At 67.0% G+C, this 15039-nt stretch carries 23 protein-coding genes; 1 reads left to right on the top strand and 22 read right to left on the bottom strand.

Annotated features, from left to right (window positions below; translation table 11 throughout):
- The 10 genes from HY726_22620 to HY726_22575 all read right to left on the bottom strand — a co-directional run.
- On the bottom strand, nucleotides 1-263 hold a 263-nt coding region (locus HY726_22620; GenBank protein ID MBI4611793.1), incomplete at its 3' end, for a redoxin domain-containing protein.
- Nucleotides 264-291: 28 nt separating this feature from the next.
- Complete coding sequence (locus tag HY726_22615; protein MBI4611792.1) at nucleotides 292-525, bottom strand: hypothetical protein; 234 nt, start codon at nucleotides 523-525, stop codon at nucleotides 292-294.
- Nucleotides 526-578: 53 nt separating this feature from the next.
- Nucleotides 579-935: a hypothetical protein gene (locus tag HY726_22610; protein ID MBI4611791.1), complete on the bottom strand. Its 357-nt coding sequence runs from the start codon at nucleotides 933-935 to the stop codon at nucleotides 579-581.
- A 119-nt stretch (nucleotides 936-1054) separates the two neighbouring features.
- Complete coding sequence (locus HY726_22605; GenBank protein ID MBI4611790.1) at nucleotides 1055-1378, bottom strand: hypothetical protein; 324 nt, start codon at nucleotides 1376-1378, stop codon at nucleotides 1055-1057.
- 1 nt (nucleotide 1379) lies between these two features.
- On the bottom strand, nucleotides 1380-2255 hold the full coding sequence (locus HY726_22600) for a M56 family metallopeptidase (GenBank protein MBI4611789.1): 876 nt from the start codon (nucleotides 2253-2255) through the stop codon (nucleotides 1380-1382).
- 194 nt (nucleotides 2256-2449) lie between these two features.
- Nucleotides 2450-2794, bottom strand: coding sequence for a BlaI/MecI/CopY family transcriptional regulator (locus HY726_22595; protein MBI4611788.1), 345 nt, complete (start codon nucleotides 2792-2794; stop codon nucleotides 2450-2452).
- Nucleotides 2795-2997: 203 nt separating this feature from the next.
- Nucleotides 2998-3654: a class I SAM-dependent methyltransferase gene (locus tag HY726_22590; protein ID MBI4611787.1), complete on the bottom strand. Its 657-nt coding sequence runs from the start codon at nucleotides 3652-3654 to the stop codon at nucleotides 2998-3000.
- Nucleotides 3651-3821, bottom strand: coding sequence for an SHOCT domain-containing protein (locus HY726_22585; protein MBI4611786.1), 171 nt, complete (start codon nucleotides 3819-3821; stop codon nucleotides 3651-3653). The genes HY726_22590 and HY726_22585 overlap by 4 nt, the downstream gene beginning before the upstream one ends.
- 104 nt (nucleotides 3822-3925) lie before the next feature.
- On the bottom strand, nucleotides 3926-4528 hold the full coding sequence (locus tag HY726_22580; GenBank protein ID MBI4611785.1) for a hypothetical protein: 603 nt from the start codon (nucleotides 4526-4528) through the stop codon (nucleotides 3926-3928).
- Entirely contained in the window at nucleotides 4518-5219 is a 702-nt protein-coding gene (locus HY726_22575; protein ID MBI4611784.1) for a hypothetical protein, read from the bottom strand. Before HY726_22575 ends, HY726_22580 begins: the two co-directional genes overlap by 11 nt.
- 199 nt (nucleotides 5220-5418) lie before the next feature.
- On the opposite strand from HY726_22575, the gene HY726_22570 reads away from it, so the two are divergent.
- Entirely contained in the window at nucleotides 5419-5808 is a 390-nt protein-coding gene (locus tag HY726_22570) for a PaaI family thioesterase (protein MBI4611783.1), read from the top strand.
- 38 nt (nucleotides 5809-5846) lie between these two features.
- Here the strand turns inward: HY726_22570 and HY726_22565 are convergent, their stop codons facing one another.
- From HY726_22565 to HY726_22510, 12 genes are all read right to left on the bottom strand, one after another.
- Complete coding sequence (locus tag HY726_22565; GenBank protein MBI4611782.1) at nucleotides 5847-6305, bottom strand: DUF1285 domain-containing protein; 459 nt, start codon at nucleotides 6303-6305, stop codon at nucleotides 5847-5849.
- A complete protein-coding gene (gene amrB, locus HY726_22560) occupies nucleotides 6302-7642 on the bottom strand; it encodes an AmmeMemoRadiSam system protein B (GenBank protein MBI4611781.1) in 1341 nt (446 codons plus the stop codon). Before amrB ends, HY726_22565 begins: the two co-directional genes overlap by 4 nt.
- A gap of 12 nt (nucleotides 7643-7654) precedes the next feature.
- A complete protein-coding gene (locus HY726_22555) occupies nucleotides 7655-8866 on the bottom strand; it encodes a M20 family metallopeptidase (GenBank protein MBI4611780.1) in 1212 nt (403 codons plus the stop codon).
- A gap of 13 nt (nucleotides 8867-8879) precedes the next feature.
- Nucleotides 8880-9680 carry a hypothetical protein gene (locus HY726_22550; protein ID MBI4611779.1) on the bottom strand — a complete coding sequence of 267 codons (801 nt, stop codon included), beginning with the start codon at nucleotides 9678-9680 and terminating at the stop codon, nucleotides 8880-8882.
- Nucleotides 9673-9975 carry a hypothetical protein gene (locus HY726_22545; protein ID MBI4611778.1) on the bottom strand — a complete coding sequence of 101 codons (303 nt, stop codon included), beginning with the start codon at nucleotides 9973-9975 and terminating at the stop codon, nucleotides 9673-9675. The genes HY726_22550 and HY726_22545 overlap by 8 nt, the downstream gene beginning before the upstream one ends.
- Nucleotides 9976-10002: 27 nt before the next feature.
- Complete coding sequence (locus HY726_22540) at nucleotides 10003-11733, bottom strand: Na+:solute symporter (GenBank protein ID MBI4611777.1); 1731 nt, start codon at nucleotides 11731-11733, stop codon at nucleotides 10003-10005.
- 9 nt (nucleotides 11734-11742) lie between these two features.
- Complete coding sequence (locus HY726_22535) at nucleotides 11743-12072, bottom strand: type II toxin-antitoxin system PemK/MazF family toxin (GenBank protein ID MBI4611776.1); 330 nt, start codon at nucleotides 12070-12072, stop codon at nucleotides 11743-11745.
- Nucleotides 12059-12289, bottom strand: coding sequence for an addiction module antitoxin (locus HY726_22530; protein ID MBI4611775.1), 231 nt, complete (start codon nucleotides 12287-12289; stop codon nucleotides 12059-12061). The genes HY726_22535 and HY726_22530 overlap by 14 nt, the downstream gene beginning before the upstream one ends.
- 122 nt (nucleotides 12290-12411) lie before the next feature.
- Nucleotides 12412-13167: an SDR family oxidoreductase gene (locus HY726_22525; protein ID MBI4611774.1), complete on the bottom strand. Its 756-nt coding sequence runs from the start codon at nucleotides 13165-13167 to the stop codon at nucleotides 12412-12414.
- A 93-nt stretch (nucleotides 13168-13260) separates the two neighbouring features.
- A complete protein-coding gene (locus HY726_22520; protein MBI4611773.1) occupies nucleotides 13261-13476 on the bottom strand; it encodes a type II toxin-antitoxin system HicB family antitoxin in 216 nt (71 codons plus the stop codon).
- An 11-nt stretch (nucleotides 13477-13487) separates the two neighbouring features.
- Nucleotides 13488-14168, bottom strand: coding sequence for a DUF4393 domain-containing protein (locus tag HY726_22515; protein ID MBI4611772.1), 681 nt, complete (start codon nucleotides 14166-14168; stop codon nucleotides 13488-13490).
- A gap of 265 nt (nucleotides 14169-14433) precedes the next feature.
- Nucleotides 14434-15039: DNA recombination protein RmuC (locus HY726_22510; protein MBI4611771.1), on the bottom strand; the 606-nt coding region annotated here is incomplete at its 5' end.

Genomic DNA, 15039 nt, shown 5'->3' with positions numbered 1-15039 from the left:
GCCTTGTACTCGCGGTACGCCCGCTCCATCGTGGGCATCTCCTCCCGGCAAGGCACGCACCACGTCGCCCAGAAGTTGAGAAACACTGCCTTCTTTGTGAGAAGCTGCGAGAGTTGGACTGGCCTCCCCTGCGCGTCTCGGAGCGTAAAGTCCGGTGCCCGGTGCCCACCGGCCGCCTGGACGTGGCCAGCCTGGCCAGGGGCCGATGCCAACAGGACCAGCAGCACCAGGCCCCCAGCCCACCGCGCGCGTCGGAGCCCCACGCTGCGCCTCGCCTGGGCGAATCACGCCTCAGCAGCAGCCGCGCCGACCGAACCACCCCCGCCGGGGCTCTTCCTCACCCGCCGAGGGCGAGGCGGGCCGGTTGTGGGAGTTGGCAGACTGCAGCTTCTGGGCCCGCACTTCCTTCACGTACTCCTCGGCGTGGGCCTCGGAGCAGCAGAACTCGCCGAACCGCTCATACGTCGGATCGGCCGCAGGTTTCCCGCAGATCGGACAGTACGTCTTGGTCGTTTCGATCGCCATAATGTCCTCCGTGGTCTGGAATGCGTTGGAAGTCTCTTAACCGTATGTGTTTGCTACCTTGACGGTCGCGGTTGGATGGGCCCCATCATCCCGTCCATCTGTCCCATCATGCTCATCATCTCCATCATCCGGACCATGCCGGCCATCGGGTCACCTCCGCCCATCTGCCGGGCCATCTCCATCATGGCGCTCATGGCCCGTGGCATGCGCTCCGACTGCATGAAACGATGCATCTCGTCCATCCCGCGCATCCCCGTCATGCCTTCCGGAGCAACCATCATTTCACCCATTCGCCCCATCATCCCTTCGGCGAGGGCGTCAGTTCGTCCCGTCTCCTGCCCGAAGGCAAGGGCAAACGCGCCCCCTCCAATCACTGCCGCGATCGCGACCACTCCGAGTAAACGCTTCATGTGCCTATCGTTCCTCCGGCCTTGAGGTTTTGTGTCAGTGCGCTCCGCCCAAATCGGGCGGAGGCTGGTGCGCCCGCCTCAGCAGCAGCGGGCGACTGACCTGCGTGAGTTCGAGTTGGCTAGGAGATGGTCGGCGGGGCGCGAGAGAAGAGATCGCCCCAGAGATTGGCCGGGATGAGACCTGGAGTCGGATCGACCGGTGAGCACCGGGCGTCCGCCAGTCTGAGCACGAAGCTCCGGTCAACTGGGAGCGCTGTCAGGATCGGGAAGGACGTCTTGGACGAGCTGAGCTCCTCGCCCTTCGTCGCGGCGCAGCCTTGAGAGGTGTGGGAGCCGGCTTCCGCCAGCGAGGTCAGGCACATCACGGAGACCAGACCCACCATGGCCAGGGCCACCAACGTGAACCTCGCGACACTCAAAGCGTTCATGAGCGTCTCGCCCACCTTAGGCTCCCGGCTCCCTGGCGGTTTTTGAAGACCCGTTCGCCGAGCCCGCGCACCCATGCCAGGCCATCTGCGGGCTGAAGTCGACAGTGCGTCCGCCGCTGCAGGTCGCCATCATGCGGGCCATTGCCGGGCGCATGGCTGCAATCGGGGCCTCGCGGGCCGCTACCGCTGTGCGCAATGTCGGGCCAACCAGGAGCGTCAGGAGAGCCGCCACGACGAGGCCGCTCGCGAGACCGCGGCCCCACGGAATCCGTGCCCGAATCGCTGGCTCCCGGCCTAGGAGCCGCATGACCCGCTGCTCAACCAGCGCGAGCCCCCCGAGAGCTGGAGCCAGGTGCCACGCCGGTACTCCGCCTCTGGCTGTCTTCGCGATCGCCGAGGCCAGCTCGATGGAGTCGCTCCCTGCCGAGAGCGCGGCGTCGTCCGCGCGCAGTTCGGCCATTCCCGAGAAGGCACCGGCAAGCGCGCGCGAGACCGGCAGGAACCACAAGAAGTCCGCGAGCAAGCGGACCCAGGCCAGGCGGAGCGGGTCCCGGGCCTTGACGTGGGCGTGCTCGTGACGCAAGACCGCCAGAATTTCCGTTTCCGTCATGCCCTCGAGGAGGCCGCGGGAGAGGCAGATCTTCGGGCGGATCAGGCCGATGGTAAACGCCTGGGGCGCCGGGGAGCGGCTAATCCGAATGCGGGTGGAGTCGACCTCGGGGGCGACGCCGAGCGCTCGGTCGAGAAGCGGGAACTCTCCTGGCTCGTACGTGGAGAGCCGTCGTCCCAGCCACCATCCGCCCACGAGCGAGAACGCGAGGCGGAGCGTAGCCCAGAGCAGGGAGCCGGAGAGGAAGGCCAGGGCGAGGGCGGTCAGGGGGTGCGTGCTCATCCACGACCACGAGGCGGCGGCCGCAGACTGCGGCAGCAGGAGACACGCATCCAGGAGGCGCCGGGGAACTCCTCCCCACCACCCTTCGCGAACGGCGACCCACATCCCTCCTGCAAGCAAGAGCGCTACGCCCCCGAGCGCTGACAGCGAAAGCCAGGCCAGACCCCCCGGTCCGAAGGCCCTGTGCGCCGTGCTCATTTCCGCTGCCTTTTCTCCTGCCGGATCAGCGCCTCAAGGCGTTCGAGCCCCTGGACGTCGCGGCCTTTGAGAGTCTTGACCAGGTGCGCCCGGATCGGCTCGCCGAAGTCCACGAACAGTCCCTCCAGGACCTCTTCGCTCACCGCGCGGAGGAACTCGTCCCGGCTTATGGTTGGCTCGTACGTGTACGCCCGGTCCTTCGTGCGTTGCTTCAGGTGCCCTTTTTCGGCCAGCCTTCCCATCACGGTCTTGACGGTCGTGTAGGCCAGACCGCGTTCTTTCCGAAGGGCCTGCCAGACGTCGCCCACGGTCACCGGGCTCTGGCGCCAGACCAGTTCCATGATGTCGGCCTCCAGGTCGCCGAACACCTTTCGGAGCCCTCGCTCATGGGGCCTGAAGACTACGGAGGTTCGCTCCATATTGCTACGCAGTGTAGTGCTACACGCCGTCGCTGTCAAGCGGAGACCCCACACCCTGAGAAACAGCGGAGGAGCGCTCGCACAGCCTCCGAGTCGCTGACTGTCCAGACCTCAAGGGTCAAGCGTCAGGCCCGCAGCGCCACGCCTCGGATCATGGGTCTGATGGGGTAGGGCCCGAACGCGTAGCGCTCCAGTTCGGTAATGCGGAAGCCTGAATGTTCGATAGCTCCAACCGTGTCCCGGTTCGGGTGACACCCTGCCCCGATCCGCTTCCAGAGCGGTGTCACGAGATCCTGGAAGCGTACCCAGCCCGGTGTCGTCGCGCGGACGTGCTCCAGGAAGCGGAGCTGGCCGCCCGGCCGCAGCACCCGCCCGAGTTCAGCCAGGGAGCGTTCCGGGTCCGGGATCGTGCACAGCACCAGCGTCACAACGGCAGCATCGAACGAGGCATCCGGGAACGGCAGCTGCTCGGCACCCACCTCCAGCAGCGTGACAGGTTTTCCGAGCCTCTGCGCCCGGGCCCGCGCACGCCTGGCCATGTACGGGTCAGGCTCCACGCCGACGACCTCCGCCGCCGGCGGGTAATAGCCGAAGTTGGCGCCGGTGCCGGAGCCCACGTCCAGCACGCGCCCGGCGGTCCCGCCCGCGAGATAGGCCCGGTGGGCGCCCAGGAACTTCTTCTCCGCCGAGCGCGTGAGGAGATCGTACAGGGCCGCGAAGATCGGGTGGCCGCGGGGCGTGCCGAGGGCTTGCGTCACGCGGTCACGCAGCAGCAAATTCATAGGGCGAGATCCTGCTTCATGGCCTCGAACTCCTGCCGTGAAATCTCTCCCTTCGCATACCGTGCCTTCAGCGGCGTGCTGGACGTGGCGCGTTGGCTTGTCACCCGCCACAACCACCGGACCAGCAGCGCCAGCCCGGTGAGGACGAGAACCCAGAACGCCAGCAGCAGGAGCATCCAGACCGTCCCCACGACGGCCCATCCGCCCCACCACGCGTCGGGCACGCCGTACCCGTGCATCATCATCCGGTGCATCATGTCCATTCCGGTAATCACGAGCGGGGCCACAACCAGTCAGCGAGCGCCATGACCGCCATCGTGAAGCCGAGTGTCAGGACATAGGTGCCAAAGCTCACCACGGCGTGCGGAGCCGAGCTCCGGATCGCCGCCCGCAATCCTGTGACGGTGACACCTTGAGCCCTGATCATCCGGAAGAGCCAGATCGCGAGTAATCCCAGGCTGCCGACGACAAAGTAGAGCTGGTAGTTGTCCACCATCATTCCGAAGAATGACGAGAGGCCCAGGCCGGCGCTGACCGTCACGGCTTTGCCAAGGCAGCAGACCCCCCCGAGCCCACCGGCGCAGGTCCCAAGTTTCACGAAGCGGTGGTCGAACCATTGGCGGATTCGGGCGCCCCTCCTGTTTTTCGGGTGCGCCTGAACCGCCCGTTGGGAAAGCTGTACAAGAGGGCGGGCTTGCTCCTCCTTCGCTGCCACCAGCTCACGCACGCGCGAGACGACCTCATCAGGATCAACTCCCAGGGCCCGGACGGCGTCGCGCAGCTCCTCGGTGTCGGGCGCCGGCAGCTCCACGAAGGCGCTGAGGAGGCCGTCGAGGCGCTCGGGAGCGCCCCTCGGACGAGTATCAGGAGTCATGGCACTTCACCTCTGCTTCCAGGACCGTCGCGTCGGAGTTCGGCCCGCCGAGCAGCCGCCGGGCGACCCGCGCCGCGAGCTTTTCCAGGCGATAGAACCTCCGATAGATGCGATCGGGCGGGAGCCCGGCGGATGCCGCGAGGGCCGCGTAGTCCGGCGGACCCTGCTCCACCGCACGGAAGAGCTGGAGCAGCTCCCCTCGGACCTGCGAATCCTCCACCGCCTGGATCTCCTGCTCCAGCTCAATCCAGAACCGCTCGGCGAGCGTTTCGTCGATACGGTCGTGGAGGACTCGGTCGGGCCGGCGCTCCGCCGCCGAATATTGCCGCGCCATCCGATCTTCCGGATCCCCTTCCCCGAGCAGGTCGACCTGCTCCATCCCGTTCCGATCAACCGGAAACCGCCGGACTTTGCCGTGCTCGTCGGAGCTCGTGAGGTTCCAGATCATGCTGTCTACCACCGACCTGAGGAAGTCCAGGAGCGTGGGGTAAGCCGCCGGGTCCCACCTCCGCTCGCCATCGAGAAACTTCCGGATGGCGTCCTGCGCGAGGTCTCCGTCGGTGACGCCGCCGGCCAGACCCCGGCTTCCCAGCCACCAGCGGGCCAGGCGCCAGCCGGCATGTCGGGCGAGAGCCAGCGCGACTCGCTCGGGATCAGCTTCTTTCAGTTGCCGAAGGCGGTCGGCCGGCACTTCAGACTGTTCCAGAACTCCCTCCCTGTTGCGGGTCCTATCTGTATATGCTGGCGGGCGCGCTATTTTTCGTCGCTCCCCGAAAAAATTCGCCGGTCCCCCGCAAAAATATATCGGGGACGCCACCGTGCCGGTCTACGAGCCTCAGGATCCCGACTTCGAGGCCCGCGTGCGCGCGAGCTTCGCGCGCCAGACGGCAATGACGACCATCGGCGCCCGCCTGCTCAGGGTCGCTCCTGCCGAGGTCGAGATCGAGCTGCCGTTCCGCGACGACCTCACCCAGCAGCATGGCTTCTTCCACGGCGGCCTCGTCGCGGCGATCCTGGACACGGCCTGTGGCTACGCTGCGCTCAGCCTCATGCCGGCGGACGCAGCGCCGCTGACCGTAGAGTACAAAATCAATTTTGTCTCTCCGGCCCGAGGCGACCGGCTGATCGCGCGCGGGCGCGTCACCAGGCCAGGCCGCATCCTGAGCGTGTGCGCGGGCGACGTCTTCGCGCTGAGCGCCGGGGAAGAACGGCTCGTCGCCACGATGCTCAATACCGTGATGGGGCTCTACGGGCGGCCGGACGTGCCCAGCGGGCTGTGAAAGTTGGGATCACTCTACGGGCTCGATCCGGGAAGGCACTACGGCCCCCGCAGCGGGTAACGGGCACCGGCCAGCACGAGCGTCGCCTGGTTCGCGCCCTCGTCGTACTGGATGAACCGGGCGAGCTGCCAGGCCGCGGCGCGGGTGAGCCGCGCCTCGAACTGATTGCCCTTGACGCGGCAGTAGGGCACCTCGCCGAGGGCAAGCCGCAGCGTCCTTGGATCCAGCGGCTCCTGGCTCCCGTCGTTCAGGGTCAGGCGAATCCCGTTCTCCTCAGCCTCCACCCGCACCACGGTGAAGGGCGTGTCCTCCACGTCCACCGGGATCCTCACCGGCCCGGCCTGGACGTAGTAGCCTTGGGCATCTCGCCTCAGGTTCCCTCGAAGGTTGGCGACGATCCCGGCGTGCGTGATCTCGGTCCCCTCGTTCAGCCACTCCCCGTCCCGATCGATCTTGAGCTGGGGGAGCGACCACTCGGACGGCTCAGGGGTACTCATCGCCCCGCTTGATTCGGAGGGAGGCCGGGTACCCAGGCTTGCGGCCCGGGTGCGCCTTCGGCGCGGGTACGCGTCTCTTCCGACGCCTCCGCCTGAGGTCGCGTAAACGCAACGCTGCAGAACGTCACGGTCCCCTGTGGGTCCGGCCACTGGCCGTATCGCAGCAGCCGGCCAGTCGCGCGGCCGAGGCAGCGCAGAAGCGTATAGATCGGCGAGAGCCCGCAGATTCGCCGGCTGTCCGCGTCCTTCGCCACCGAGTCGTAGAAGCCGCGGGCGTCCCCGGCTGCCACGGCCTCCAGCATCGCGCGGTCCTCGCTCTCGACGTCACGGAGCAGTGCGGGCGTCACAGGCTCGGCATCCCCGAAGCGCGGGCCCACATGGGCGAGGTCTGCTCCGGCGACGAGGCAGACCGTGCGGCCCGAGCCGGCGACCGTTTCGCCGAGGGCGTCGAAAAAACGCGGGATCCGAGGATCCGCCTCGGGATCGTCACCGCGAGGCAGGGTCTCGTGGAGAAAACTGCAGAGGATCGGGACGATCGTGAACTCACGGCGGCCCCCGAACAGATAGCGGAGAAAGACCGCCTGGAACTCGATCGAGTGCTCGCCCCGGTGCGCGAGTTCGCTTCCGAGCAGGTCCCCTCCCCAGCGCAGGGCCACGGCATCGGCGAACTCGCGATCCACCAGAGCCGGCCCCAGCGGGGTGTCGTAATCCTTGAGCGTGACCGCGAACGGATCGGCCATCCCGGCGTGGCAGGTGCCGAAGATCACGAAGAGGTCGGCGGCGCACTTCTCGGCGACCTCCCGGTAAGCCCAGGCATACACCGGCCCGCCGCGGTGGAAATCGACGTGGGGCGCGATTATGGCGCGGAGCGAAGGGGCCGAGGCCAGGCCGGGGGGCCCGGGCCCGTCGGGCGGGGTGAAGAACGCGTCGATCTGGTCCTTGAGCGCCTGGGCCTCTCCCGCGTACGCCTTGCCGGCGTGGATCGCTGGGCGCGACGGGCTCCGTCGAAACTCCTCCTCGATCTGTCGCCGCTGCTCGGCGAAGCGGGGGCTGTCGAGGAAGCCGTGGTCGTCGAGCATCTTGATGATTTCTTCCACCCGCTCTCTGAAGAGGAGCTCGCCGTGACGGCGCACGTAGGCGGCCTGGATGTCCAGGATCGTGTGGTCGCCGTCAAAGAGTGAGACGATGTCGAGAAGCGGGAGGGGGAGCAGGAGGACCGAGTCGGTGAACCCGGCGGGGTCCCTGAGGCCGATGACCTTCCGGCCATCGGTCTCCAGGGGAAACGCCTCAACGGGGCGGAGCTTCGGGCGATCGCTCGACTCAACCACCGGGCTCACCCTTCGCCGCGCTTATCCTTCAAGGAAGTTCAGCGCCGCGACGGCATAAATCCTTGCCGCAGTGGCCAGTTCTTCGACTTCTATGTACTCGTTGGCCTGGTGCGGGATCAGCCGATCGCCGGGACCGCACGTGGCGATGGGAATCCCCAGCTCGGTCCGGAGGATGGTGCCGTCGGTGGAGCCAGGGACACCGCCGTAGCGAGGGGCCCGGCCCGTCACCGAGCGGACTGCACGATCAAGCGCGCGGGGGAGCGCCTCGCGCCTGGCCACCCTGGTCGGGAGCCTCAACGGAGCTACCGGCTCCCACTCGACCTTCCCCCCGGGCACGGCCGCTTCGCCAACCGCACAGAGCGCCTCGAGCTCTTTCCGGATCCCGGCCTCATCGATCCCCGGCGTGAGCCTGATATCGAGGATCACCTCGGCCCCCGAGGGGACTACATTCGGCTGGGGCGAGCCCTTGATCGGGGCCTGAACGACCGTCGGCGTCACCGTCGGGCGCCCCAGGTAACGGCTCGGGCGGGCCCGGCGTCCCAGCCGTCGCTGGAGGGCGGGGACCTCGTTCAGCAGCGCCGCCAGCGCCCCGATCGGGTTGATTCCGGTTTCCGGCATCGCGCCGTGGGCCATCCGCCCGTGCACCCGCACCCGGGCCCAGACGACCCCGCGCTGCTCGAGGCAGATCTCGTTTCCTTCGGGCTCGCAGATGATCGCGGCGTCCAATTCCCCGGCGAGGGGTGTGCGGCAGAGATGCCGGACGCCGAGCATCCCGCCCTCCTCGTCCACCAGGGCGCCGACCACGAGCTTGCCGCGCAGGCTCACACCGGCCCGCTTGATGGCCGTGAGCGCGACCATCGCGGCGGCCAGCCCTCCCTTCATGTCGGCGGCGCCGCGGCCGTAGATCCTGCCGTCCATCAACTCGGCGGCGAAGGGCGGATACACCCACTCGGCGGGATCGCCCTCGGTCACCACGTCGGTGTGCCCCTCCAGGAGGAGACAGCGCCCGGCCTTTTCGCCGAGCCAGGCGAGGACGTTCGGGCGCCCGGGCGCGACCTCCTGCACCTCCACGGAGAATCCGGCGTCCTTGAACCAGCGCTCGACGAAGGCGGCCACCCCGGCCTCGTTCGCCTGCGGATCCCCGGGGCGAACGACGCTCGGGATCCGGACGAGGGCGCGGGTCAGTTCGACCAGCTCGTCGTCCCGAATCTGCGCGAGGACCCGCTCGATCACGCTCAACCCGAAATTATTCTACTCGAAACGGCACCCAGCGGACCGACCGGCCCAGCCGCGCGCGGAGCCACGCGTCCGCGAGAAGGAGCAGGGCCTCCCCGTGCCGACCCGCTGCGATGCCGACCATGGGATGCATCCCGTGGCGCGCGGCGAGCCACGCGGGGACAAGTCCCAGGCAGGCGTCGTAGAGATCCGACAGCGCCGCGAGCGAGACGCCCCTGACTGGCCGGGGTAGCTCAAGCTCGAAGGGGAGCGCGAGAGCACGCGAGGTCAGCAGCCCGTGGATGGCCTCGAGCCCGCGCCGTTTGACTCCCGGCGTCCCCCGCTTGTACCTCGGCGGCAGGACCCTCCAGGCTGACGCGTCGAGCCACGCTCCGTCAGACCCACCGATCGCGGAGGCGAGGCGACCGGTCTCGTGGAGAGCCCAGAGCACCCGGAGGATGGCGTAGGGATAGATCTCGCGGACCCGATAGCCGGGGAGAAGTCGGCTCAGCGCCCCTCCCCGGCCGACGGCGCGCGAGGAGGGATAGAGCGGGAGCCCGGCGCCCTGGAGGGCACCGTCGATCTCCCGGAACGCCTTTCCGGTAGCCGCCAGGTGATCGCCGCCCCCGATCGGGATGTCAAGCAGGACCGTCCCCCCCGCGGCAACGCGCCCGCGCACCCAGGCTGCGAGGGCAGGGTTTGCGTTCGGGAGGGACTGCTCGAAGCGGATCCGGCCCGCCCGAGTCAGGAAGGCCGCGGCATTGCGCCCGCGTGTGCTTTCCGACCAGCCGAGGTCAACCGAAACGACGCTGGCGGGGGACCCCTCACTCATGGGGGAAGGAGAGGATCACCGCGTCGAGGCGGATCACCCGAAGCTCCTCCCCCGCCACGTAGAAGTAGTGGCCCTCCACCTCCTCGGCGCTCTCCTCGAAGGCCACGATCGCGTTCTCCGGCGGCATCTCTCTGAAGGCGTTGGCGCCCTCATCGAAGCCGTCGCCCCGCCCCACGACGAGCCCGTACCGGATCGGCGAGCCCTTCGGGCAATGAACCCGGATGTCTGCCGGGGCCTCGGCAAGCAGCTTGACCAAGATGTTGATGCCGAAGACCTGCACGGGGATCTGGCTCATGGCGCCCTCTCGAAGGTGAAGTAGGCCCTATTGTATCACGAGCCTCTGCGAGTCGCTCAGGATCCATCCGGTGAGGCCGACCGCCGCAAGCACGAACACGATCCCCCGCACCGGCTGGCCGAGCACGAGGGCGCCGATCCCGAAGAGGCCGAGGTAGACGGCCACGCAGCCCAGCGCCCAGTGGAGCAGTCGACGGATCCCCGGCCCATCGGCGGACGCCCCCGCACCGGTGATCCGGCGCCACCCGGGCCCGCCCGGCTTCACCCGGGCGCAGAAGCGCGAGAGGTGATCAAGCGGCTCGGCCGGGGTCAGGAACGTGACCACCAGCCAGACGGCCGTCGTCCCCGCCACCGTAAGGAGCATGAGCCAGGCGAAGCCGCGGGGGTCATCCACGCTGAGCCCGGCCCCGAACTGGAGCCCGAGCGAGAGCAGGAAGGCACCCGCCATGGCCGCCACCTCGGACCACGCGTTGATCCGCCACCAGTACCAGCGGAGCAGGTAGACGAGCCCGGTCCCCGCGCCGATCGCGAGGAGGAACTTCCACGCGCCCTCCACCGACTTCAGGTAATAGGTGATCACTCCCGCCACGACCATGATGAGCAGCGTCGCCGCGCGCCCGGCGCCGGCGTAGTGCCGGGGCGTGGCGTCCGGACGCCAGAAGCGCCGATAGATATCGTTCAGCAGGTACGAGGCGCCCCAGTTGAGGTGCGTGGCGACGGTTGACATGTAGGCGGCGAAGAAGGCGGCCAGGAGGAAGCCGCGCCAGTGGGCCGGGAGGTGGTCCACCATGACGCGCACGTATCCCTCCTCGGGGTTGGAGAGCCCCGGGTAGAGCAGCATCGAGACCAGGGCGACCAGGATCCAGGGCCAGGGACGGAGCGCGTAGTGGGCGAGGTTGAACCAGAGCGCCGCCAGCAGCGCGTGGCGCTCGTCCCTGGCCGAGAAGATCCGCTGGGCCACGTACCCGCCCCCGCCCGGCTCCGCCCCGGGATACCACGAGGCCCACCAGTTGACCCCGAGATAGACGAAGAACGTGAGGGCGGGCATCCAGGCTGAGCCCGGCTCAGGGAGCAGCGCGAGCGGCGCGCCGTCGGGGAACCTCGCCTGGAGAGCGGTCACCAACCCCGCGAGGCCGCCGACCTGCTTGACGGCGAAGACGGCGAGCGCCACGGAGCCGGTCATCGCCAGGATGAACTGGACGAAGTCGGTGACCAGGACGCCCCAGAGCCCGGCGAGGGTGGCGTAGAGCGCGGTGACGCCGAACAGGGCGACCGTCGCCTCCCACTTCCCGACGCCCAGCGTGAGCCCGAGGATCGTGGCCATCGCGTGGGTGACCCAGCCGATGATGATGCAGTTGATCGGGACGGCCAGGTAGCCAGCCCGGAACGCCCGCAGGAAGGCGGCCGGCCGCCCCGCGTAGCGGAGCTCGGTGAACTCCGCGTCGGTCAGGACCTCGGCCCGCCGCCAGAGCGGGGCGTAGAAGAAGACCGTGAGCATCCCGCTCATCACGAACGACCACCAGAGCCAGTTGCCCGCGATCCCATGCTTGACCGTGAGACCGGTCACCGCCAGCGGCGTGTCCGCGGCGAACGTGGTTGCCACCATGGACGTCCCCGCGAGCCACCAGGGGACCCGTCGGCCCGAAAGGAAGTACTCCTCAGGGCTCTGCCCTGCCCGGCGCGTGAAGGCCAGGCCGATGGCGAGGGAGACGGCGAAGTAGAGGACAATGACGAGCCAGTCGAGCCCGGTGAGGATCACCGGCGAATCTCAGAAGTCGCCGAGACCCAACTGCACTTTGATCGCTCGCTCGACCCCGTGTAAATCCGGCTTGGACAAACGACCCGCGAGATTCAGCAAGCGCATCTTGCTCACCGTCGTCAATTGATCTGCCACGGCCTTATTCTTCTTCCCCTTGACCACGACAAACGCTTCGCTCGGGTACAGGCGATCCACGGAAGTGGTCAGGGGCACGACCTGGACGCGGTTCAGGTATTTGTTCGAGGCGTCATTGCTCACGATCACAGCCGGCCGTCGCTTTCGAATCTCCCTGCCGACGGAAGGATCGAAGCTGACCCACCACACCTCACCTCGCTTCATCGGCAACGTCTCCGACCGTCCCTTCGGCCCACTCCAAAGCTTCCGCTTCTCGCGCTTCTTCTTGGGCCATCTGACGATACGCCGCCTCCAACTCCTTGCCGATTACGTGCGGGCGCACCAGAGACTCAACGAAGCGACTAATACGACGCCGCCCCACGACCTTGTGAAGCCCGTCGTAGACCCGCTCGTCGAGCGTGATGGTCAGCTTTTTGTGCATGCTCCCCTCCAGCCTACAATACGTGTTTCTGTACGTATAGTAGCACAGCGGTCACGGGAGGCAAGGGACTCCGGGCCCCGTGACGACATGGACGACCCTTCGATCCTAGCCCTTGCAAAACCTCAAAATGCAAACCGGCGCATGCCGCCATCCACGGGAATGACAGCTCCGGTGATGTAGCTCCCTCGCGGCGAAGCAAGAAACACTGCCAGGCTCGCCACCTCTCGAGGATCTCCGAACCGCCCCGTCGGAATTTCCCGTTCGGCGAACTGGCGTCGGTCTTCCTCTGTCGGATGCATCCGCAGGATCTGCTCGCTCAGAACCCGCCCGGGTTGTATCGAGTTGATCGTGATGCCGAATCGTGCCACCTCGCGCGACAAGCCTTTCGCCCAGGCGTGAACCGCCGCCTTTGCCGCCACCGCGGCGTTGAGCCCCCGCGGCTCGGAGGTGCCCGTGATGTTGATGACGCGCCCCCATCGGCGCTGCTCCATTCCGAGAATCAGCGCGTGGGTCAGTTCTCGGAGGCGGAGGAAATTTACGGTCAAGCCCTCGGTCCACTGCTCGCTGGTGGCCTCGACCGGCAACGGTCGACTGCCACCGGCCGCGTTAACCAAGATGTCGATCTGGCCGAAAGCATCCTCTGCGGAAGCGACGAGTGTGGCGACAGCGTCATCACGATAGAGATCGACCTGGATGGTGAACGGCTTTTTATGGCCCTCCTGCTCCATCTGGACGGCCAGTTCGGTGAGTAAATCTCGCCGCCGCGCGGTGACGGTGACAGTGACCCCCTCCCGCGCTAACTCTAGCGCAATGGCCCGCCCGATCCCCATACTGGCGCCGGTCACCAGGGCAGTTCGGTCTGACAGCTCCAGATCCATCACGCTCTCACCGGAGTCAGCCTGGCCGTTTGGAGGTGATGTCTAACGCCGGTATCAGCCACGGCGCGAAGTGCCGTCGGTTGGATGCCGAAGTTACGCGGCCCCGACCTCGACGAACTCTCCTTCTGAGCTTGGCGTCGGCACCGGGAACCCATTCTGCCTTAGGCCGTCGATGTGAAACTCGATAGCCTCGCGGATTAGCCGCAGCACTTCCTCGCGAGTCTCTCCTACCGCCACACAGCCCGGTAGGTCAGGCACATGTGCTCCCCAACTCGTCTCTCCCCGCTCAACCACTACCATGTAACGCATCGTTGCCATCCTCACTTCTCCTTCTTGAGGCCAGCCTGCTTGAGTATGGCGTTCACATCAGCCAGAGGCTGAGCGGCGAAACCACTCAGAAATCCGAACTGGATCAGGCCGAGCGCTCGGAGGTGGTCCAGTTCCCGATCGATACGCTGGATGTCCGCACACCCGGTCATTTCGATCAATTCATCCGCATTGCGATGCAGAGCTTCGGCCGCAACCAATCCGTCCGGCTGAATGATCTTTGTCTCCGCCTCACAGGCAGCCTTCAGGACTCGAGCCTGCATCTCGGTGAGCTGTCCGAGCAGATTGATAAAGATCCAGTTACTGTCATCTCGGCCGTCGGAAGTGCATGAGGGGGCAAGCAGACCTGCCCACATCTGCTGCACTTCTTCGCTGTCCGCCCATGAGGCATGACTAAGGCTCTCGGTAATCAATCTTGGTGGGGCGTGTCGATACTCGGCCGCGGCAGCGTCGAGCATCGGCTGCGCCTTCGTGACCGTCGCGAGCACGTTCCGCTGTCGCCAGCCACTTACCTTATCGCGCAGCAATAGTCCGAATTCCTCGGCAGCCGGAAGACAGACTCGTGCCAGAAGCGCTTCGGCGCCGCTCACAACCGAATCGGCGACTCGCTCTACGGCGCGGCCGAGAGGGGCAATACCTAATAAGTCGTGAGTCCCCTTGTTCTCAGTCACCATGCCCTCTTCGTTCGCACAGCCTAACTATCAGGTCTCTTGCGGGCTCTAGCTGCAGCCTATTCCGTTAGACCCTTCCAGCCTTAGATCACAATTAGAAAACAATATTCGGCTCTTGCAGAACGTTGTCAAGCTTCGTCGTACCGACAAACACTGCGGAATTGGCAGTCTATCCCGCTATTGGCCCGCAGTATATCAGGCTAATAAACCGCCGTTCCGTGGAAGCCCGCTGAGCGGTAGCGCGCCAGGGCATCCCGAGGAAGAGAACTCAGGGCTGGGCGAGGCCGGGGAGGCTGGCCTGCTCGCCCTTGCCCTCGATCCCCTCCAGCTTGGCTTCCAGGCGGGTGAGCGCGGCGGCGGCCTCGTCGTACTTGTTCCGGGCGTTGGTGAGGTGCCTGCCGACCACTTCGAAGGCCTCGCCGAACTTGGTGAGATCGCCCCGGAGCCGGGCGAGCCGGGCCTGGATCTCCTGGGCCCCGCGTTCGATCCTGAGCCCGCGGAGCCCGAGGACGATCACGGCGAGGTAGGCGTAGAAGCTGTTGGGCGAGACCGGGATCACGCGGCGGCCGAGCGCGTAGGCGGCCACGGACTCTTCCTCCGCGGCCTCGTCCTTGACCACGATCTCGTAGTAGACGTTCTCGGCCGGCACGTACATGAGGGCGAAGTCGAAGGTCCCCTCGTCCGGCAGGATGTACTTCTTGGCGATCTCGTCCACGCGCGCCTTGACGTCGCGCGCGAAAGCGCGCCGGAGCTGTCGGCGTCGCTCCTCGTCGGTCTCGTCCAGCATCCGGCGGAAGTTCTCCAGGGGAAACTTGGCGTCCACCGGGACCAGCCGGCCCCCGATCCTCACGACCGCGTCCACGCGGTCCCCGGT

The sequence above is a fragment of the Candidatus Rokuibacteriota bacterium genome (assembly GCA_016209385.1).
Taxonomy (GTDB): domain Bacteria; phylum Methylomirabilota; class Methylomirabilia; order Rokubacteriales; family CSP1-6; genus JACQWB01.
Note: the sequence above shows the minus strand (reverse complement) of the source record. Positions and strands in the feature narration are given on the sequence as shown.

What these genes read in the sequence shown, in the direction of transcription:
- HY726_22535 (MBI4611776.1), bottom strand. Translation starts at nt 12,072, where the DNA reads ATGAAGCGAGGTGAGGTGTGGTGGGTCAGCTTCGATCCTTCCGTCGGC.
- HY726_22590 (MBI4611787.1), bottom strand. Translation starts at nt 3,654, where the DNA reads ATGAATTTGCTGCTGCGTGACCGCGTGACGCAAGCCCTCGGCACGCCC.
- HY726_22615 (MBI4611792.1), bottom strand. Translation starts at nt 525, where the DNA reads ATGGCGATCGAAACGACCAAGACGTACTGTCCGATCTGCGGGAAACCT.
- HY726_22530 (MBI4611775.1), bottom strand. Translation starts at nt 12,289, where the DNA reads ATGCACAAAAAGCTGACCATCACGCTCGACGAGCGGGTCTACGACGGG.
- HY726_22515 (MBI4611772.1), bottom strand. Translation starts at nt 14,168, where the DNA reads ATGGTGACTGAGAACAAGGGGACTCACGACTTATTAGGTATTGCCCCT.
- HY726_22595 (MBI4611788.1), bottom strand. Translation starts at nt 2,794, where the DNA reads ATGGAACTGGTCTGGCGCCAGAGCCCGGTGACCGTGGGCGACGTCTGG.
- HY726_22525 (MBI4611774.1), bottom strand. Translation starts at nt 13,167, where the DNA reads ATGGATCTGGAGCTGTCAGACCGAACTGCCCTGGTGACCGGCGCCAGT.
- HY726_22565 (MBI4611782.1), bottom strand. Translation starts at nt 6,305, where the DNA reads ATGAGTACCCCTGAGCCGTCCGAGTGGTCGCTCCCCCAGCTCAAGATC.
- HY726_22570 (MBI4611783.1), top strand. Translation starts at nt 5,419, where the DNA reads ATGACGACCATCGGCGCCCGCCTGCTCAGGGTCGCTCCTGCCGAGGTC.
- HY726_22550 (MBI4611779.1), bottom strand. Translation starts at nt 9,680, where the DNA reads ATGAGTGAGGGGTCCCCCGCCAGCGTCGTTTCGGTTGACCTCGGCTGG.
- HY726_22600 (MBI4611789.1), bottom strand. Translation starts at nt 2,255, where the DNA reads ATGAGCACGCACCCCCTGACCGCCCTCGCCCTGGCCTTCCTCTCCGGC.
- HY726_22580 (MBI4611785.1), bottom strand. Translation starts at nt 4,528, where the DNA reads ATGACTCCTGATACTCGTCCGAGGGGCGCTCCCGAGCGCCTCGACGGC.
- HY726_22610 (MBI4611791.1), bottom strand. Translation starts at nt 935, where the DNA reads ATGAAGCGTTTACTCGGAGTGGTCGCGATCGCGGCAGTGATTGGAGGG.
- HY726_22545 (MBI4611778.1), bottom strand. Translation starts at nt 9,975, where the DNA reads ATGAGCCAGATCCCCGTGCAGGTCTTCGGCATCAACATCTTGGTCAAG.
- HY726_22520 (MBI4611773.1), bottom strand. Translation starts at nt 13,476, where the DNA reads ATGCGTTACATGGTAGTGGTTGAGCGGGGAGAGACGAGTTGGGGAGCA.